At 61.8% G+C, this 17,245-nt stretch carries 16 protein-coding genes; 6 read left to right on the top strand and 10 right to left on the bottom strand.

The annotated features are described in order from the left end of the window. Positions 1 to 9 precede the first annotated feature (9 nt). The 3 genes from AC1VVK_RS24415 to AC1VVK_RS24405 all read left to right on the top strand — a co-directional run bounded on the left by AC1VVK_RS24415 (position 10) and on the right by AC1VVK_RS24405 (position 2,549). Positions 10 to 369 carry a hypothetical protein gene (locus AC1VVK_RS24415; protein ID WP_482905745.1) on the top strand — a complete coding sequence of 120 codons (360 nt, stop codon included), beginning with the start codon at positions 10 to 12 and terminating at the stop codon, positions 367 to 369. Positions 370 to 444: 75 nt separating this feature from the next. Further along, positions 445 to 1,326, top strand: a complete 882-nt coding sequence (locus AC1VVK_RS24410; RefSeq protein ID WP_482905744.1) for a GntR family transcriptional regulator — start codon at positions 445 to 447, stop codon at positions 1,324 to 1,326. A 140-nt stretch (positions 1,327 to 1,466) separates the two neighbouring features. Further along, positions 1,467 to 2,549 (top strand): IS5 family transposase, encoded by a 1,083-nt coding sequence (locus AC1VVK_RS24405; RefSeq protein ID WP_482906738.1) that lies wholly within the window; start codon positions 1,467 to 1,469, stop codon positions 2,547 to 2,549. A gap of 150 nt (positions 2,550 to 2,699) precedes the next feature. Here AC1VVK_RS24405 and AC1VVK_RS24400 read toward each other — a convergent pair whose 3' ends face one another. Further along, positions 2,700 to 3,071 carry a VOC family protein gene (locus AC1VVK_RS24400; RefSeq protein WP_482905743.1) on the bottom strand — a complete coding sequence of 124 codons (372 nt, stop codon included), beginning with the start codon at positions 3,069 to 3,071 and terminating at the stop codon, positions 2,700 to 2,702. A 509-nt stretch (positions 3,072 to 3,580) separates the two neighbouring features. Here AC1VVK_RS24400 and AC1VVK_RS24395 point away from each other — a divergent pair. After that, a complete protein-coding gene (locus tag AC1VVK_RS24395) occupies positions 3,581 to 4,450 on the top strand; it encodes an MBL fold metallo-hydrolase (protein ID WP_482905742.1) in 870 nt (289 codons plus the stop codon). A 110-nt stretch (positions 4,451 to 4,560) separates the two neighbouring features. Here AC1VVK_RS24395 and AC1VVK_RS24390 read toward each other — a convergent pair whose 3' ends face one another. After that, positions 4,561 to 5,310 (bottom strand): SDR family NAD(P)-dependent oxidoreductase, encoded by a 750-nt coding sequence (locus AC1VVK_RS24390; RefSeq protein ID WP_482905741.1) that lies wholly within the window; start codon positions 5,308 to 5,310, stop codon positions 4,561 to 4,563. A 641-nt stretch (positions 5,311 to 5,951) separates the two neighbouring features. On the opposite strand from AC1VVK_RS24390, the gene AC1VVK_RS24385 reads away from it, so the two are divergent. Continuing rightward, on the top strand, positions 5,952 to 8,297 hold the full coding sequence (locus AC1VVK_RS24385) for a TonB-dependent receptor (protein ID WP_482905740.1): 2,346 nt from the start codon (positions 5,952 to 5,954) through the stop codon (positions 8,295 to 8,297). A 409-nt stretch (positions 8,298 to 8,706) separates the two neighbouring features. Here the strand turns inward: AC1VVK_RS24385 and AC1VVK_RS24380 are convergent, their stop codons facing one another. The 7 genes from AC1VVK_RS24380 to AC1VVK_RS24350 all read right to left on the bottom strand — a co-directional run bounded on the left by AC1VVK_RS24380 (position 8,707) and on the right by AC1VVK_RS24350 (position 15,484). Then, complete coding sequence (locus AC1VVK_RS24380; RefSeq protein ID WP_482905739.1) at positions 8,707 to 9,507, bottom strand: NAD(P)-dependent oxidoreductase; 801 nt, start codon at positions 9,505 to 9,507, stop codon at positions 8,707 to 8,709. A gap of 13 nt (positions 9,508 to 9,520) precedes the next feature. Next, positions 9,521 to 10,306, bottom strand: a complete 786-nt coding sequence (locus AC1VVK_RS24375; protein WP_482905738.1) for a carboxymuconolactone decarboxylase family protein — start codon at positions 10,304 to 10,306, stop codon at positions 9,521 to 9,523. A 14-nt stretch (positions 10,307 to 10,320) separates the two neighbouring features. Further along, positions 10,321 to 11,178, bottom strand: coding sequence for an SDR family NAD(P)-dependent oxidoreductase (locus tag AC1VVK_RS24370; RefSeq protein ID WP_482905737.1), 858 nt, complete (start codon positions 11,176 to 11,178; stop codon positions 10,321 to 10,323). Between the two features lie 67 nt (positions 11,179 to 11,245). Continuing rightward, on the bottom strand, positions 11,246 to 12,037 hold the full coding sequence (locus tag AC1VVK_RS24365) for a sugar phosphate isomerase/epimerase family protein (RefSeq protein ID WP_482905736.1): 792 nt from the start codon (positions 12,035 to 12,037) through the stop codon (positions 11,246 to 11,248). Further along, entirely contained in the window at positions 12,037 to 13,287 is a 1,251-nt protein-coding gene (locus AC1VVK_RS24360) for an MBL fold metallo-hydrolase (RefSeq protein ID WP_482905735.1), read from the bottom strand. The genes AC1VVK_RS24365 and AC1VVK_RS24360 overlap by 1 nt, the downstream gene beginning before the upstream one ends. Positions 13,288 to 13,379: 92 nt before the next feature. After that, entirely contained in the window at positions 13,380 to 14,669 is a 1,290-nt protein-coding gene (locus AC1VVK_RS24355) for a sulfotransferase family protein (RefSeq protein ID WP_482905734.1), read from the bottom strand. After that, positions 14,666 to 15,484 carry an SDR family NAD(P)-dependent oxidoreductase gene (locus AC1VVK_RS24350; RefSeq protein ID WP_482905733.1) on the bottom strand — a complete coding sequence of 273 codons (819 nt, stop codon included), beginning with the start codon at positions 15,482 to 15,484 and terminating at the stop codon, positions 14,666 to 14,668. The genes AC1VVK_RS24355 and AC1VVK_RS24350 overlap by 4 nt, the downstream gene beginning before the upstream one ends. Positions 15,485 to 15,660: 176 nt before the next feature. On the opposite strand from AC1VVK_RS24350, the gene AC1VVK_RS24345 reads away from it, so the two are divergent. Continuing rightward, positions 15,661 to 16,401 (top strand): hypothetical protein, encoded by a 741-nt coding sequence (locus AC1VVK_RS24345; RefSeq protein ID WP_482905732.1) that lies wholly within the window; start codon positions 15,661 to 15,663, stop codon positions 16,399 to 16,401. Here AC1VVK_RS24345 and AC1VVK_RS24340 read toward each other — a convergent pair whose 3' ends face one another. Further along, a complete protein-coding gene (locus AC1VVK_RS24340) occupies positions 16,402 to 17,238 on the bottom strand; it encodes an SDR family oxidoreductase (RefSeq protein ID WP_482905731.1) in 837 nt (278 codons plus the stop codon). Between the last annotated feature and the right edge of the window lie 7 nt (positions 17,239 to 17,245).

Below are 17,245 nucleotides of genomic sequence, written 5' to 3'. Positions count from 1 at the left end.
GTCCGGATCATGAAGAAATCAATTAATTCACTGTCATCGCTTGCGCTGCTGTCTTGCGTCTGTGGGGTTATGGTACCCGTAGCCGCCGTTGCCGCACAAACGCCCGCACCTGCGCAGTCTGCACCGGTCAAGCCGGTCTACTCGACCGGCAAGACCCAGCTGGCGACCCTGCTTGCCGATCCGGCAGCAAAGGCCATTCTACAAAAGCATATTCCGGATCTGCTGAATGGGCAGAACATGGAACAGGCTTCGGGCATGACACTTCGGGAAATCCAGGATGCCGTGAAGGCCTATGCGCCTGACGTGCTGTCCGACAAAGTGCTTGCCGAAATCGACAAGGATCTCGCCGCGCTGCCCGCAAAGCAGTGAAGACCAGGGCAATGGCGCGAAGTCTACCTCGCAGGCGGAGTTGATATGGCGATACTTCGCCCCGAGGAAGATGCCATGCGGATCGCGTCCGAGTTTGGGCGCGATCCACCTGCGGAAATGGTCGGCGTTTCCGATTTCGAGTGGTTCGACACTTCTCGCGATGGACTCAACGGGAAAGTCCGGCTTATTGCAGGAGCCATGAGCTCAAAACTGCCGTCCTCGCAGATCGATATTGCTGCCGCCCGACTCCGCGCTCTTGCTATGGCAACGCCTGAGGGCGAGCTGCTTGGCAGCGAGGACGAGGTTATCGGCTCGCTCGGCGTTTCGCGCATTACCGCCCGGCAGGCTGCGCGTCTCCTTGAGCGAGAGGGCGTGCTGACCGTCAAGCGGGGAAAGCACGGCGGATATTTCGCTGCGCGCCCGAGCGGCGACATGATCGAAACGGTCGTCTGCTCCTACATGAATACACTCGGCCTCAGCACGAAGCATACCGGCATGGTGGCGACATCGCTGTGGATCGAGGCTCTGCGCGAAGCTGCTGGCGCCGACCGGGAACAAGCTGCGGCCATGGTGGCAGAGATTGCGCCGCTGTTCGAAGATCTCGACCCCGAAGCCACACTCGAGGAAGTGTCGAAGCTGGAGCAACGGATGCGAGCAGCCGTGTTCAAGCTGATCGACGGGGCCTACATCGACCTCATCTTCCGCATCAACGCCGCCTTCGCACGTCAACGCCTGACGGGCTGGACCGAGCAGCTCGACGCCCCGACGCATCGCCGTTTCGTCCAAAAATGGAAAGCCGCCAAGCTCATGGAGCTTGAAGGAATAGCGGATGGAAACGTCCTGCAGGCTGTGACAGCTGCGATGCATGAACGCAGCCTTTGGGTCGGCCGCGGTGGCGGCAAATGGAAGGATGAGCCCGCCGGGGATCGGGCCATCGCCGAGAACAGCCTGCGCTGACCTCAAGGGAGGGACCGAACGCGGCGTGCGCTTGGTCCAGGTTCCCGGCCGGGCAAGGATACAGTTGGACACCTCGAAAAACCGCTGGCGCCTAGCGGCTTGAGCTGATTCACTGCCTTTGCACGACGGTGGAGGCGATGATGGCGGGGCAGTCGAGTTTCTTCGATCTTTCGGACCGATACGAGGCGTTGAGCGCGGCAGGCGATCCACTTGAACGGCTTGCGACTGTCGTCGACTTCGAGGTTTTCCGCGGTCCGTTGGTAGCAGCACTGCGGCGGAGTGTCCGCGGCAAGGGCGGCAGGCCGCCGTTCGATCCGGTCCTCATGTTCAAGATCCTGGTGCTGCAGGCGCTCTACTCGCTGTCCGACGAGGCCACCGAGTTCCAGATTAAGGATCGCTTGTCGTTCCAGCGCTTCCTAGGGCTCGGGCTCGACGGCACGGTGCCGGACGCAACGACGGTGTGGCTGTTCCGCGAGAGGCTGGTCAAGGCCAAGGCGATCGACAGGCTGTTCGCTCGCTTCGATGCCGCGCTCACCGAGCGGGGCTATCTCGCCATGGGTGGGCAGATCATCGACGCCACGGTCGTGCCCGCACCCAAGCAGAGGAACACCGAGGCCGAGAAGATGGCGATCAAGGATGGCCGAGTGCCCGAAGACTGGAAGCCGGCCAAGATCAGGCAGAAGGATCGCGATGCGCGCTGGAGCGTCAAGTATACCAAGGCCAAGGTGAAGGAGGGCGCTGATCCCAAGGCAGCGAAGCCAGTCGACCTCGCTATCCCGATGTTCGGTTACAAGAATCACATCGGCATCGACCGCGCTCATGGTCTCATCCGCACCTGGGACGCGAGCGCCGCCAATGCCCACGACGGCGCGCGGCTGCCTGAGGTGGTCAGCAAGGACAACACCGGCTCGGGCGTTTGGGCCGACACCGCCTACCGGTCCAAGAAGAACGAGGCCTTCCTCGCCAAGGGCATGTTCACCAGCCACATCCATCAGAAGAAGCCGCCACGCCGGCCGATGCCCGAGCGCATCGCCAGGGCCAATGCGAAGCGCTCCGCCGTGCGCTCAGCAGTCGAGCACGTGTTTGCCGGCCAGAAACACCGCATGGGGCTTGTCGTTCGCACCATTGGCATCGCCCGCGCCCGCATCAAAATCGGAATGGCGAACCTCGCCTATAATTTCCAACGCCTCGCCTGGCTTGAGGGGCGAACTGCGCCCGCGTGACGCCGGAAACCAGCCTTCCGGCCGCCCATCACCCGAAAATCAGAAGATCAGGAGCAGGAAACAGAGGTCCACCGTCCCCCTCCCGCGCGGTCACGTCAAAATCATGCCGATTTCAGACAGTTCTTCGAGGTATCCAGTTTGGCTCGCTGATCAGGCTTCCTTGAAGCTCAATTCCAGCGCCACGCCGTGCGGATCGTGCAGGAAAATTTGCGCGAGCCCGGGCGTGATATTGTCCGCTTCTGCGTATTTGATACCGGCCTCGTCCAGACGCGCCTTCATCGCCGACCTGTCCCGGCAGCGCAAAGCCACATGATCTATGGCGCTGGTATTTGACGCCTCCGGCTCCTTCATCCTGAGATGGATGATGGGATTGCCCTCGCCGTCGAAAAGCCAGTGGCTTTGATTGCCCATAACAACAGGGCCGCGTCTGTACGTGAGCCCGAGCGCCTGCTCGTAAAAGCGGGCAGTACGTTCAGGGTCCATCGTTCTGATATTCACGTGATCGATACCGGCAATCGTCATCGCCCGCGTCCTTCCCAATGTCAGTTTTTGAGAGCCTGGGTCGGCGTCTTTCGAGAACGCGACTCGCTCCACGTTCGAGGTTAGCGGTTACCTCCTATGGCGCTACAGGAGCTGGATCGGTCCGGCGTTTCCGCGAGTAACTTCCTGCCGAAACGGGGTTCAACCTTCGTTATCGCCCCTGCGCAATTAGACTGTCGTGTTACGTCTAGTCGTGGGTACGAATCTTCGTAAATGGGATGCTTAGGCGATCACTGGCTCGCGGTATGGTGGGTGCGGATAAGGGGAAATATGGGCTGCGCCCGATAATGGCATCCGGGTGTACATCGATAATAGGCGTCGCCGATGACGAGCAGGATGCAAGGGTGACGTTGCGCCGCCTGGAGGCCGCCCACTACGACCGATATTCGCCGGGATGATGATCGGATTTGTGAGATCGAGGCATCTAAGCTGCGGATCCTTTCCAGCGAACGAACCAGCCTGATATTGGCCAAAAATGAGAGATGACGAACATGAGGATAGGTGAAGCCGCCATTGGTTCCGTTCTGGAAATGGAGCTTACCGGCCGCCCGATAGCGTCGCTCGGCGCCTCCGACGAACTCGTCGAGCGTCATCGGTCTTGGCTGGAGCCGCATTTTCTCCAGGCAGGGAACACCTGGAGCCTGAATTTTCGAAGCTGGGTCGTGCGCGTCGACGATCTCGTCATCGTTATCGATCCCTGCAACGGGAACGGGCGGCCCAACCCGATGCCGATGTTCGACATGCTCGACATCCCGTTCCTGGAGCGTTTCGAGGCGACGGGCATCCGCTCCGAGGATGTCGACTACGTGTTCTGCACGCATTTCCACCATGACCACTGCGGATGGAATACGCAGCTTCGCGGCGGCAAATGGGTGCCGACCTTTCCCAATGCGCGCTACATCTTCGTGAAGCGGGAATACGATCGCTGGCATCCGGCCAATGCCGCCCATTTTCCCGCCCTTCCCTATAACGAGGGCGTGTTCGAGCGTTCGATCGCGCCGGTCGTGGAAGCGGGCCTTGCCGACCTTGTCGTCGAGCCGCACCGGATCTCGCCCAGTCTCTCGGTGGAACCGGGCCATGGTCATACGGCCGGGCATTGCATGATGCGGCTGTGTTCCGGCGGTGCGGAGGCGGTCTTTGCAGGCGACGCCATCCATCACCCGCTCCAGCTCATCGATCCATCGGTCAAGTTCGGCGACCATGATGACTGGCAATCCGTTATCGAGACCCGGCACAGGCTGGTGGCCGACAGTCTTGAGCGCTCGACCCTGATCATCCCCGCCCACCTGCCGTTCCCGCATGCCGGTTACGTGCGGAAGGGCGAGGAGGGGCTGTGGTTCGAGGCCTTCGACCAGACCTAGAGCGGTTTCCGTTCATCAGGTGATTCCACCTGATTAGAAATCGCTCTGGGAAGATGTCTCCCTATCGTCTTTCAAGCCTTGCGCGAGACGATAGGGAGCCCTGCTCTGAGTCAGGAGGGGATGCGGCCGCCGTTCACGCCGATCGTCTGGCCCGTGACATAGCCAGTGGCTTCAAGGCACAGCCAGGAACAGGCATTGGCGATGTCGTCCGGCTCGCCGGTGCGGCGCACCGGGATCATGTTGCGGACGGTCTCCAGCGGGATGGGGAACTTTTCCTTGTTCGCCTCGGACATGACCGTGTTCATCACCACGCCCGGCGGGATGTTGTTGACGGTGATGCCAAGCGGGCCCAGCTCGGCGGCCAGTGTGCGCGTGAGTGTGATAATTGCGCCCTTCGACGAGGAATAGGGCGCCATTCCCGTCGATCCGGTCTGCGCACTGGAGGACGACATGTTGACGATGCGTCCCCATCCGGCTTCGATCATGTCCGGCAGAACGACCTGCGTCATGATGAAAGTGCCCTTGACGTTGACCTCGTAGACCCGCTCCCAGAGTTCGTCGGTGACCTCAAGGAACGGCGTGGTATCCGTGATGCCGGCATTGTTGACGAGGACCGTGATCGGCCCGAGTTCCGCGCGGATCCTGGCGACTGCCGCCGTCACTTGCGCGCGATCGGCGATGCTGGCTTGCACCGCAATCGCCCGGCCGCCCTCGGCATTGATCTCGTCGGCTGTCTTCTGCGCGTCGTCCAGAAGGATATCCAGCACGCCTACCACCATACCGTCGCGGGCAAGCCGCTTTGCGCAGGCCTTGCCGATCCCGGATGCTGCGCCGGTTACCAGTGCCGTCTTGCTGCTCATGTCTTTCTCACCTTTCCCATGGGCCCTCCCGAGAAAAGACCCGGCCGGCGAGGACCGCCGACCGGGCAAGGAGGGAGCCTAAACTTCGGTGCCTGGAATTCTTTCTGGATGCCGATCTGGAAGACGCGGGGGTGAAGGCAATGCTCGGGTCGAATCCAGTCGGACGGGGCCTAATCGAAGATTCTTTGCGCCCACTTCTGTTTCGGTAATTAGGGCACTGTATATAGCACTTCGAACTGTTGCAACGCTACTTCCCTTGGTGGCGAACTTCGGGTTTGCAGGATCGGGGCCGAGAAGATTTTTCCCAATAAATACGTAAATTTCGAATTTCCATCGAATTTTGCTACGGTATTTGCGGCACGAAAATCTTGATCAACCCGCGTTGCTTAGATTCTCCGCCTTCAAACATGATACTAAATGATGGATTTTTCGTCTGGTCAGGCTGACGGAATTGGCGATTCTGGCAAGTTTAAACTGCCTGTTATCGCGGCGGCGAAGTTCTGTGCGCGACACCGAAATGTCGCGATCCGTCAAGTTTAGGGCCGCTTTTGCGGGCCATCTGGCCGGAAACGCCGGAGGCGCTTCGGCGACCAAACCAAGAGACTGCGCGCGAAATACGCGACGCAGCCAGGGAGATTTTCATGGCAGGCTTGTATACCGCGCGATCCGCGTCCGTTCTCATGATGGCCTGCGTGACGGCCAGTTGGCCGGCCATCGCACTCGCCCAGCAATCGACAGGCGACAAGGCTGCGCCCGCGCCGACCTCGACGGAAATCGTGGTCACCGCCCAGCGCCGCGCGGAAGCATCGCGCGATGTGCCTATCAGCGTCACCTCGCTGGGACCCGAGCAGCTTGCTACCGCCAACGTCGAAAAGCTGTCCGACACCGCAAGGATCACGCCGGGCCTGCGTTTCGATACACAGGGCCCTGCCGTCCAGCCGACCATTCGCGGCGTCGGCACCGCCATCACGACCTCCGGCGGCGGCCCCAACGTCGGTATCTATGTCGACGGCTTCTTCCAGGCCAACACCTACATGTCGGACTTCGATCTGCTCAACGTGCGCAGTATCCAGGTCCTGAAGGGGCCGCAGGGAACGCTGTTCGGCCGCAACACCACGGGCGGCGCGATCATCATCACCACGGACGATCCCAGCACCGAAACGAGCGGTGAGGCCAAGATCAGCTACAGCCGCTTCAATGCGGTGAACGCGCAGGCTTATGCCACGTTCGGGATCAGCGACCGGGTCGCGATGGACGTCGAGGGGCTCTACCGGCGCAGCGACGGCTATTTCACCGATGTTTCGAGCGGCAACGACAATATCGGCAAGTCCGAGGACTGGTCGATCCGGGTCGGCATGAAGGCCGATCTGACCGATGACGTTTCGCTGCTGCTGCGCTGGATCCATGCCGAGACCGACGATCCCACCACCCAGTTGGTCAATGCCTATGTAGACCAGTCCGGCGGTGCCGGTTTCTTCGACAAGGTGTCGGCGGCCGGGCAAGCCATTTACGGAATGTCCAGTTCCAAGGGGCTGCCGCTCGTCTATCTCTATGCGCCGACCTCGACTTTCGCGACCAAGCCGGGCGACGTCCTGCTGAACACTCCGGTGAGCTTCCGGTCGAATTCCGATGCCCTTCAGGCCACGCTCAAGGCGGACATGGGCTTTGCGGACTTCACGTCCTACACGCAATATCGCAAGGACCTGTCGCCCTATTACGGCGATCTCGATGCCACGGCGATCCCGATGTTCAACATCTACGTCGGCGTGAACGATGAGACTTGGAGCCAGGAATTCCTGCTGAATTCCAAGCCGGGCTCGCCGCTGCAATGGACCGCCGGGCTCAACTACTTCCAGATCCGCGACACCTGGGACATCGGAGCCAGCTTCGGCGGATTGCCCTATGCGCCGTTCGGCGGATCGAGCACCACGACGAAGTCCTATGCGGCCTTCCTCGATGCGACATATCAGGTGAGCGACAAGCTGTTCCTGACGTTGGGCGGACGCTATAGCCACGATATCGTCGGCGATGCCTACTTCATCACCAATTTCACGACCACGAGCTTCACCGGACCCAACGGCGAAGCCATTCCCTGGACGGGCGGTGCGGGTGTGCACATTCCGGTTTCCACCCTGAAGAACGACAGCTTCACGCCTCGCGCGGTGATCCGCTTGAAGCCGAGCGAGGAATCGAGCGTCTATGCTTCCTACACCAAGGGCTACAAGGCCGGCATCCTCAACGTCGGCGGCTATTCGCAGCAGCCGGTGAAGCCGGAGAAGATCAACGCCTTCGAAGTGGGCTATAAGTACGACGACCGGGTGTTCTCGGCCGATCTTGCCGGCTTCTACTATGACTACAAAAACTTGCAGGTTTCCAGCTATCAGAACGGCACGGCCCAGATCCGCAATGCCGCGTCCTCGGAAATCTACGGTCTAGAGGCGCAGCTGCGCTACAAGGTCAGCAGCGCGTTCTCGGTGCAGGCTGGCGCGTCATGGACCCATGCTCGCTACAAGTCGTTCACTGACGCGCCTTATTACAGCTACTGCGATCCGGCGATCACCGATCTTGCCAATTCGATGGCCTGCATTCCGACGATGCTCGGCGGCACCGGCCCCGGCGCGCTGACGCAGACGTCGACTGATGCCTCGGGCTTCAAGATGCAGCGGGCGCCTGAGTTCACCGGTAACATCGGGGCTAGCTATGGCCTTGATCTCGGCGGCGGCAGGCTGGCGCTGTCCGGCAACCTCTACTATACCTCCAGCTTCTACTTCGATCCTTCCGAGCAGTTCAAGCAGAAGGGCTACGAAGTTCTGGCCCTGCGCGCGGAATGGACCGATCCTTCCGATCGCTATACGGTTGCGGTGTTCGGGGACAATGTCACCAATCGGCGGTATAGCACGCAGGTGCTCTTTAACACCCTGGGGACGGGTGCCGTCTGGAACTCGCCCGTTACGTACGGCATCGAATTGGGAGCGAAATTCCGATGAAGGAAGTCCGCTCGCAATGGACCCGCCATCGGTTCGCGATCGGGCGGCACTTTCATCAACGCGGAGCCGGCCGTCGAATACGGCCTGACGGACCGTGGCGGATGCACTATTCCGTCGCTCAGAGAAGCGCGCGGCGCCGCTCTTTGGGCGGCTGGCGGTACAACTTTGAAAGCGACACGAGCGGTCGTTGTTTCGATTGGGCGGGCGTGTCGCGCGTGCCTCGGTTATCGAGACGGCGGGCTCTACCGGCCGGACTGGACCATCGTGCTGTTGGCGACAACTTCGATGCGATCCGGGATAAACTACCGCTTGTGGACCTTCCATCCTGCAGAGGACGGCTTTCCGCTGCGCATGGGGCAAAGCTTCGAAATGGTGCGCGCCGATTAACGGCGCGCATCCAGCATTTTCATCAGGGCGCGACGGCCTCTTCCAGGAAATGGTCCGCGGCTTCACCCAGTGTCCGCGTGTCTGATCCGTCGGGGAGAATGGCGCGCAGAAGGTCTACATCCTTTCGCAGCAATGCCGCTCCGTGGGAAAACGCCTTGGGTTCGGGCAATCGCGCATAGACTTCGAAGCCGAAGCTGCGCCCGCTGCTGGCCTTGATGAGGTCCTTCAACGCGTCGGGCGCCATGCCCAGAGCCCGGCCCGCCTCTATGGCGGCATGGGCATTGCCCATGTTTGCCGCCATCAGGGTATTGTTCACGATCTTGGCACGCTGACCGGCACCGGCACCGCCGAGATGGACGAGCGTACCTGCAAAGGCTTTAAAGATGGGGCGGGCCTGCTCGAAGGCGGCGGCGCTTCCTCCACACATGACCGTCAGCGTTCGGGCTGCGGCGGCACCGCCGCCTCCGCTCACCGGCGCGTCGACAAACGCGATTCCTCGCGCCTCACAGATGGCGGCAAGCGCTTCGCAGCTCTCCGGCAGGACCGTCGAATGCACCGCCAGCAGGCTTCCCGGACGCATCGACGGTACGAGCGCGTTGCAGATCTCGGCAACACCGGCATCGTCGACTACGCAAAGGCCCACATGATCGGCCGCCGCTCCAAGAGCCGCAACACTCTCGGCCAGCACGGCTCCCTTTTCGGCGAAGGGCTGAAGCGCTTCGCGGCGCCTGCCCCAGACCGTAAGCGGAAAGCCGGCGGCGAGCATGCACTCTGCCATAGGGCCGCCCTGGCTTCCGAGGCCGATGAATGCCGTATTCAACATTGCGAAATCTCTCTCATGCGTCCCAGCTAAGGCCGGCCTTGTAGTTCTTGATCATAGCCAGGACCGCGCCCTGAATGACCGAGGCTTTCGGCCATCCGGCATGGACGGCATACTGGAGGACAAATTCCTGCAATTCTTCTGGCGCGCAGTTGCCGCTCGCCATGGCTGCAAAGAAATGCGTCTTGATCGGCGTTGTCGCGCAGCTTTCCGATACGCCAACCAGAGTGATCCAGCGGCGCGATCGCTGGTCCAGTCCGGCCCGTTTCCACATCTCGCCGAACACGAAGCTGTCGATACCGGCCTCGAAATAGGGCGTGACCGGCGGAGGTCCCGGAAAGCCCATGACGGCATCGAACTCATCGATCCCCTCCTGGGTGCGGACTTGCGGATCCCATGGTTCGCTGCGGATCGGCGCGAAGGGGCAGGGCGTCATGCCCAGTTCGGCGGCGACGCGGGTGATGGCGCGATCCAGTTCGAACCCGCGCGACCAGCCGGTATAGACGGCCAGATGCAGCGCCGCTTCGCGCAGTTCGATCTGGCTCAGTTCGCCGCCGGAGAGCGCGCCGCGGATGTAGTCGTCGAGCAGATCGGCCGGGCCGTTGCTGCACGCCGCGCTGGCAATCGCGATGAGGTAGCGTGTGCGGCGGTCAAGGCCGGGGCGGTTCCAGATTTCCGCGAAGACGAAATCCCGCCAGCTTGCTTCGACAGGACTGACCGGTGCGGGGATGTCCCGCGCGGTCACGGCCTGTCCAACGGTCTGGCCGCGCTCCGTGCGCTCTTGGGGATCGAGCAATGTCATCCGATGTCTCCCGTTCAGGCCTTGATGGAATCGATCACGTCCTGCGTGATGCCTGGCCGCCCCGGATCGCCCGCGAGGAACTCGCGATGCTTTTTCTCGAGGAAGGCGTCCGGATCGGCGGCGACTTCGACCAGTGTCTCCCACGCCTCTTCGTGCGTCGGGATGAGGATGCGGCCGGCCTCCATGCCGTTGGACAGGACCTTCGCCGTCTCCTGCTGGGTCTTGACCGCAAGGTGGCTGCCAGGCGCGCGCATCACGTAATTCTCGCTGAAATGCTTCATGGCATCGGGCGAACTCGTCATGACAGGGCCCGGGCAGAGGCAACTGACGCTGACGCCGAACTGCTTCAGATAGAGCGCGAGGTTCTGCGACATAGAAATCACGGCCGCCTTGGAGGCGGCGTAGTGAACCCGGCTCGCGGCGAAGGGATAGAGACCGGCAAAGCTGCCGGTGTTGACGATATGGCCCGATCCACGCGCGATCATGCGCGGCACGATCACGTTGTTGGCGCGGACCATGCCGAAGAGGTTCACGTCGAACATCCGCTGCCATTCCGTCATTGGAATATCCTCGGGATTGCCGCCCGAGAGGATGCCGGCATTGTTCATGTGAATGTCGAGCGGGCCGAGTGCCTTTTCTGCCGCATCGATGGTTGCGGCGACCGAAGCGTCGTCAAGCACGTTGCAGTGGAACCCCACCGCCTCCGTGCCGGCGTCTCTCAGGATCTGCGCAGTTTCTTCGGCGCCTTCGCGGCTGATGTCGGCCACGGCGACGCGGGCGCCGCGGGCGGCCCATTCCTGAGCGATGCGGCGGCCGATATTCTGGCCTGCACCGATGATGAGCGCGGTCTTGCCGGCAAAAGTCTCGGACATTTCAAGCTCTCCTTACCCGTTTGCGGGGCCCGTTTTTCCGGGTCGTTTCGTTCAGATGCGTGGGTTTTCAGATCTTCATGGCATGAAGCAAGTCCGAAGCGGCGCTGATCCCAGCGCGCAGTTCGTCCTCGTTCGTTTCGGCAGTGTAATCGGCAGGCACGACCTCTAGATCGAAGATGCCCTCATAGCCTGCGTCCAGCACGTCGCTCATCATGCGCTGAAGTGGCAGGTCGCCCCGACCGATATGGGAACGACCACCTTTCCCGGAGATTGCGATATCGCCGATCTGGACAAGCGCGATATGCGGCATGGCCCGATTGAGGGTCTCGGGAAGTCCTCGCTCCATCCAGTTGTTGCTGAAATCGGAAACGATGCCGAGGCCGGTCATCTCGGCGATCTCAATGGCATCTGCCAGCGTCGTGCAGAAAGAGGCACTCGTCCTCAGGCTCGGCTCGAACGCCGCGATTACGCCGCATTCGCGGGCATGCGCTACGGTCGGTGCAACCGCTTCGGCGAACAAGGCCAGATCTTCGTCCCAATCACAATTTACCGTGCGTCCGGTCGTGAAATAGATCGAATGGCCCTTATGCGCCGCGACCAGATCAATCATCGCCTTCTGTACTGCGCGAGTTGCGTTCCATGAGGATCGATCGCCAAGCTGGAAGCCGGCGGTGATCAGCGTGCTGATGTGAATGCCGGCATCGTCGAGCGCGCCGAGATGGCGATCGGGATCGTCCGCAACCTTGTTCATCAGCAGTCCGGCATGGCGCACGCCCATGTCCTTCCACAGCGCCAGTTCGCGCTCGAAAGGCCACTGGAACGAACACATCGCATCGACGGAGAGGCGAGGGTGCATCATCAATCGTCTCCCGCCAGCGCCGCTTCGAGTCGCCGGATTTCGCTTTCGAGCCAGCGGACTTCGCTGAAGTTTTCACGTCCGGCAGCTTCGAGAATGGCGGTCTGGGCGGCAAACTGGAGTTCCAGCGCCCGGCGATGGGCCGGCGATCCGTCCTTGATAGCCTCTGCCACATGCAGCGCCTTGAGCGGCTGGTTCTCGGCAAGGTAGCGCGCGGCAAGGTCGAGCGCGGCCGAGCCGCCTCCGGCAAGCTCGATAAGATCGCCAAGGACGGCTTGCGGCGGGACTGCGTAGAGTTCGGTCGAGGATTCGTACCGGAACCAGCCCAGATGCTCTTCCCAGATGGAACGGACGATCCAGGGAACCTTGCCGTGGCCTTGCGGGATGGCGAGTTCGGGCGGCAACTTGATCGTTTCCATCAGCTCCCAGAGCGGCTTGCCGGCGTTCATGCCCTCGAACGTCGCATCGCGCAGATATTGCGCTGCATCGCGCATCCTGGTGAGGCTGGCGCGAATGTTTTCCGCGCCGCGCACCGGTTCGCCGTGTCCGGTGATCAGCAATTCGGGCTTCAGGTCGATCACCCGCTGGACGCTGTCGATGTACCACTGAACATAGCGGTAGCGGTCGCCGCGAAGGGTGTAGAGGTTGGGCACGTGTCCGAAGATCGGGCCGGTCATGTTCCCGGTGAAGACAGTTCTGTCGTCGGGCAGCCAGACCACCAGAGAATCGACCGTTTCGCCGCCGGGAACCGAATACAGCTCGAAGCGGCGGCCGCCGAGTTCAAAGGCGTGACTGTCGTGGAACGTGGTCGTCAGCACCGGTTCGGGCCGTTCGGTGAGTTCCTGCTTCTGGTCGCGGCTCCACAGACGGCGCGACCGCGCGCCCATGGCCTGGCCGAGGTCGCGGAACTGTGTGCGGACGAAGGGCAGGTTGGCTTGCCCGATCGTCTCGATGTCAGGCGTATTGAACGTCGGCCAGCCGCCGATGTGGTCCTCGTGGCTCTGAGTGAATACGATCTTGCGGATCGGCTTGTCGCTCAACGCATCGAAGCGCCGCTTGTTCTCGGCGGCGCTGTAGATGATGCCGGTGTTTATGAGCACGCTGCCGGCCGGGGTCGTCACCAGATAGAGGTTCGAGACGTCCTTCGACATGAAGATGCCGCTGCCCAGATCGACGGCATCCTGCTTGCCGGCACCGTCATTGATGATTTGGGCGTTGAGGGGTTGGTTAGCGTCGCGAATGGTGGATTGCATGTCGTTTGCTCCCGGCCGCGTAGGCATGGTCAACAGCGCGATGAAGGCTTGCTCGCGCCGCGAGTTCGCCCTCCATCGGCCTAAGGTTGGCTTCACTTGACTTCCTGCTTCACCTGAAAGCGATCGGTGTAGAATGCGAAGCGCTGGCGCAGCGCAGGGATGTCCAGGTTGAAGTCGCCCGCCAGATCGTAGACCACCCGTCCGTCTTTCCCGCGCGGGTGACTTTCCATATAGTCGCGCATATCCGCCACGCTTTCGGCGCAGGCTTCAAGTCCGGCGAATTCGAGAACGCGCTGGGCAGTGCCGACATCGTCCGCGATCACGTCGCCGAACAGGATGTCGAGCCGCTGCCCGGCAGAGACTGCATCCATGTCGCGCAAGTAGGCGCGCAGCATGCGCTCGATGCGGTCCACCCAGTACGCGACGTGGGCCTGGATATCCGGCTGCTTCTGGTGTGCCAGTACGGAAAGGCCGCGCATCGTCAGCACCGATTGCAGCAATGCCAGCGGGTCGCGGTGGATCTGGACGATATAGGCATCCGGATAGTTCGCGATCAGCGCGGGGATCTGCTCGCTATGCTGATTGCCCTTCAGGATCCAGCGTCGATCGGAAGGGAACTGATAGGCGATCGCCTTCAGCATGCGCTTGCCATAGGCATAGTGCGGCGTCTGGTCATGGCCGAGCAGGTAATCGCGCCAGACTGGGACTTCGGCCATCCATTCCCACTGGTAGGTGGTGAAGTCTGGCATTTGCAGCTCGTTTTCGCCGCAGGCATGGTCGGGCGAATGCTCGTGCATGGCCGCCATGATCGCGATCTGCTTCATGCGGTCCCAATGCGCGGTCGAGCGAACCCAGCGCGGGTCAAGGCCGTCGGGCCCCGGCGTTTCGCCGGGAGCCAGCACCGCTTCCGATCCAAGATAGACCGGCAGGTGACGCAAGCGTCGGTCCGCCGCGATAAGGTTCTCAAGGTGCGTCGTTCCCGAACGCGGTAGTCCGACGATGATGATCGGACGGTCGATGACCTCGGCGTCGATCTCCGGATGGCTGTCGAGGAAGGCCTTGTTCTTGAGGCGGTTGGCGGCCTGCTTCACGCAGGAGGCGCGGAACTGGGTCTTGGCGAAGCGCCAGAGATTTGCGTTCGCTGCGACTTCGCCGGCGAGTACGCCGAGGCGCTCGGTGAAATCCATTGGCCCGAAGTCGGAGAGCCCGGTTTGCGCGACAGCATCTGCCAAAATGCCTTCGACGCTCATATCGAGCGGTTCGGCTTCGGCCGCTTCGAGTTCGGCGCGGCGCTCCGGTGCGAGCTTGGGATCGCGGAACTGCTCGACCCGGAAGACTTTGGTCTGGACCTTTTTAGTGTCCTTTATGGGTGCAGCATTCATGCCCGGCGCTCCGCCGAAGTATTGAGCTTGCCGGCATTTGCCATCCAGCCGCCATCGACGCGCACAAGGTCGCCGGTGTGATACCTTGAGGCATCGCTCATGAAGTAGACGCCGATACCTTCGAAATCGGACGGGTTGCCGAAACGCGGGATCGGGCAACGTTCGCGCACCTGACTGCCAAGCGGGGAATCGGGCCCCTGATCTTTGACCGTCTCGCTTTCCGTATAGCCTGGGCAAACGGTGTTCGCGCGAACGCCGTACTTGCCAAGGTCGACAGCGATGCCCCTTGCGAGCGCTGCCATGGCGCCCTTCGACGCGTTATAATGCTGCATGCCGATCGAGCCGGTGACCGCGGAAAGACTGGCGCAGAACAGGATTGAACCGCCCGGATCGCCGGCTTCGGCACGCGTGCGCATGTGGCGTGCAGCTTCGCGGGCCAGATAGAACGCACCGTGCTGGTTGACCGACAACAGGTCATGCCAGGCTTCCCCGGTCATGTTAGTGAAGCAGCCCTGGTTCTTCATGAGGCCGGCGTTGGCGATTGCGCCATCGACGCGGCCCATCTCCTCGACCGCCTCGGCGAAGGCTTCGATCACCCGGGCTTCGTCGGCCACATCGACCACTTGCGTGAAGACACGCCCGCCGAACTCGGCGAGATCGCGCGCGGCCTCCTCGTTTCGATCCTGACGGCGCCCCCAAATGACGACGTCACCGCCTGCCCGCGCGATGCCGCGTGCAAAGCCGAGCCCGATGCCGGCATTCCCGCCCGAAATCACGACGACACGGCCGCTCATGTCCCAAGGAAGACGTGACATGTCTCTCTCCAAAATGAGTCCTGATTGGTTATCGAGCGCGCATTACGCTCCGACTCTCGTTGAGATCGATCTTAAAAAGGATACTCTAAGGATGTCAAGCACGGCATAGGGCTTGCCGCATCGCCCAGACGAACGGACTGGACGACGCGATCGGTTTCGTGTTTTGAGAGTGCAGGATGGACAAGCGCAAAAGCAGAACGGCACTCGACACCGCGGCGGACAAGTTGAGAGAGATCGTCCTCGCGCGCGAGCCCGGAACCTATATTGGCCGGGAAGAGGCACTTATTTTCGAGCTTGGCTTTGCCCGGGCTACCGTTCGGCAAGCCGCAAGGCTGGTTGAGCGCGAGGGCTTTCTTGCCGTTCGCCGCGGCAATGCGGGTGGCTATTTCGCATCCCGGCCGGACTCGAAAACGATCGAATCCATTGTCAGCATGTATCTGTCGATGATGGAGGTGCCGCCGGAGGATGTCACCGTCATCGCCACTGCGTTATGGGTCGAGGCCATGCGCAAGGCCGCTCATGCACCGCATGACGTGATCGTGGAGAGGACGGCGACGCTTGTGGAGCGGACCCGCGCGGTCTCCGACGATGCCGGTTTCGACGAAGTCCGGGAACTCGAACGTGAGACGCAGGATATTGTGTTCGAGCTGGCTGACAGTGCGTACATCAAGCTCATCTTCGACATCAACGTGGCCTTCTCGCGCAGGACTTACCAGGGGCCGGCAGCGGACGATATTTCGCCTGAACATCGCCGTTTCGTACAGAGCTGGCGCAATGCCCGGCTGATGGAATTTGGGGCACTCATTCAGGGCGATCCGGAACTTGCCGCTATTGCCAGCCAGTACAGCCGAAAAGTCTGGGCGCGCCGCATCCGAGCCCGTTTTCAGATGAATGTGGAACAGGAAGTTCCCGACTGATCACGTGTAAGTGAGGGCTGCGCTCAGCCCGCCATCGACCAAGAGGTCGGTACCGCTGATGAAGGAGGCCCGGTCCGAAACGAGGAATTCCACGGCATCGGCGATTTCGTGCATCGCACCCTCGCGGCCGAGCGGGCTTCGAGCAAACATGCGCGCCTTGTTCGGGCTTTGCGCATAGGCGCCTTTGCCCATGGGCGTGGCGATCATGCCGGGCGACAGCGACACGATGCGCGCGCCTCGGCGCCCCCAATCGGATGCGGCCGAGCGGGCGTATTTGAGCAGTCCGATCTTCGAAAGCGCGTAGGCCGTGGACGGAGTGGTGCCTTGGGAGTCCAGATGATCTGCAAGGCGGAAGGCGAGGTCCGCGCTCGTCGGATCCGAGAGAATTTCGGCAGCAGTGCCGTCGGCGCTAGACAAGTGCGCGGCCATCGATGCGATCAGCACCGCGCATGTGCCCGGACCCGCAAGTGGCAGCAGTTCGCGCGCCACGAGCGCGGGCCCGCGCAAGTTGACGTTCATGATGGCGGCAAAGTCACCCGCAGCGATCGATAGACCCGCAACATGGACGAGGGATCGAAAGCCGCCTCGCTCGCGTACCAACTGGCCCAGACCGGCGACCGAAGTTTCGGACGTGACATCGCATGAGAACGCCGTGGCCTCGCCGCCTTCCTCGATCAACGCAGCTACCTGACGCGCAGCCAGCGCCGCATTGATGTCGGCAAGAACGATGTGATGGGTCTGTGCCAGCCGCCGGGCGACGGCCATGCCGAGTCCGCCCGCGCCCACGACAATTGCGGTCGGCAGCCCGCTGCGGGTCACTTCGTCTGTTGCAGTCATCGTGCAA

Source organism: Novosphingobium sp. BL-S-32 (assembly GCF_056857055.1).
Note: the sequence above shows the minus strand (reverse complement) of the source record. Positions and strands in the feature narration are given on the sequence as shown.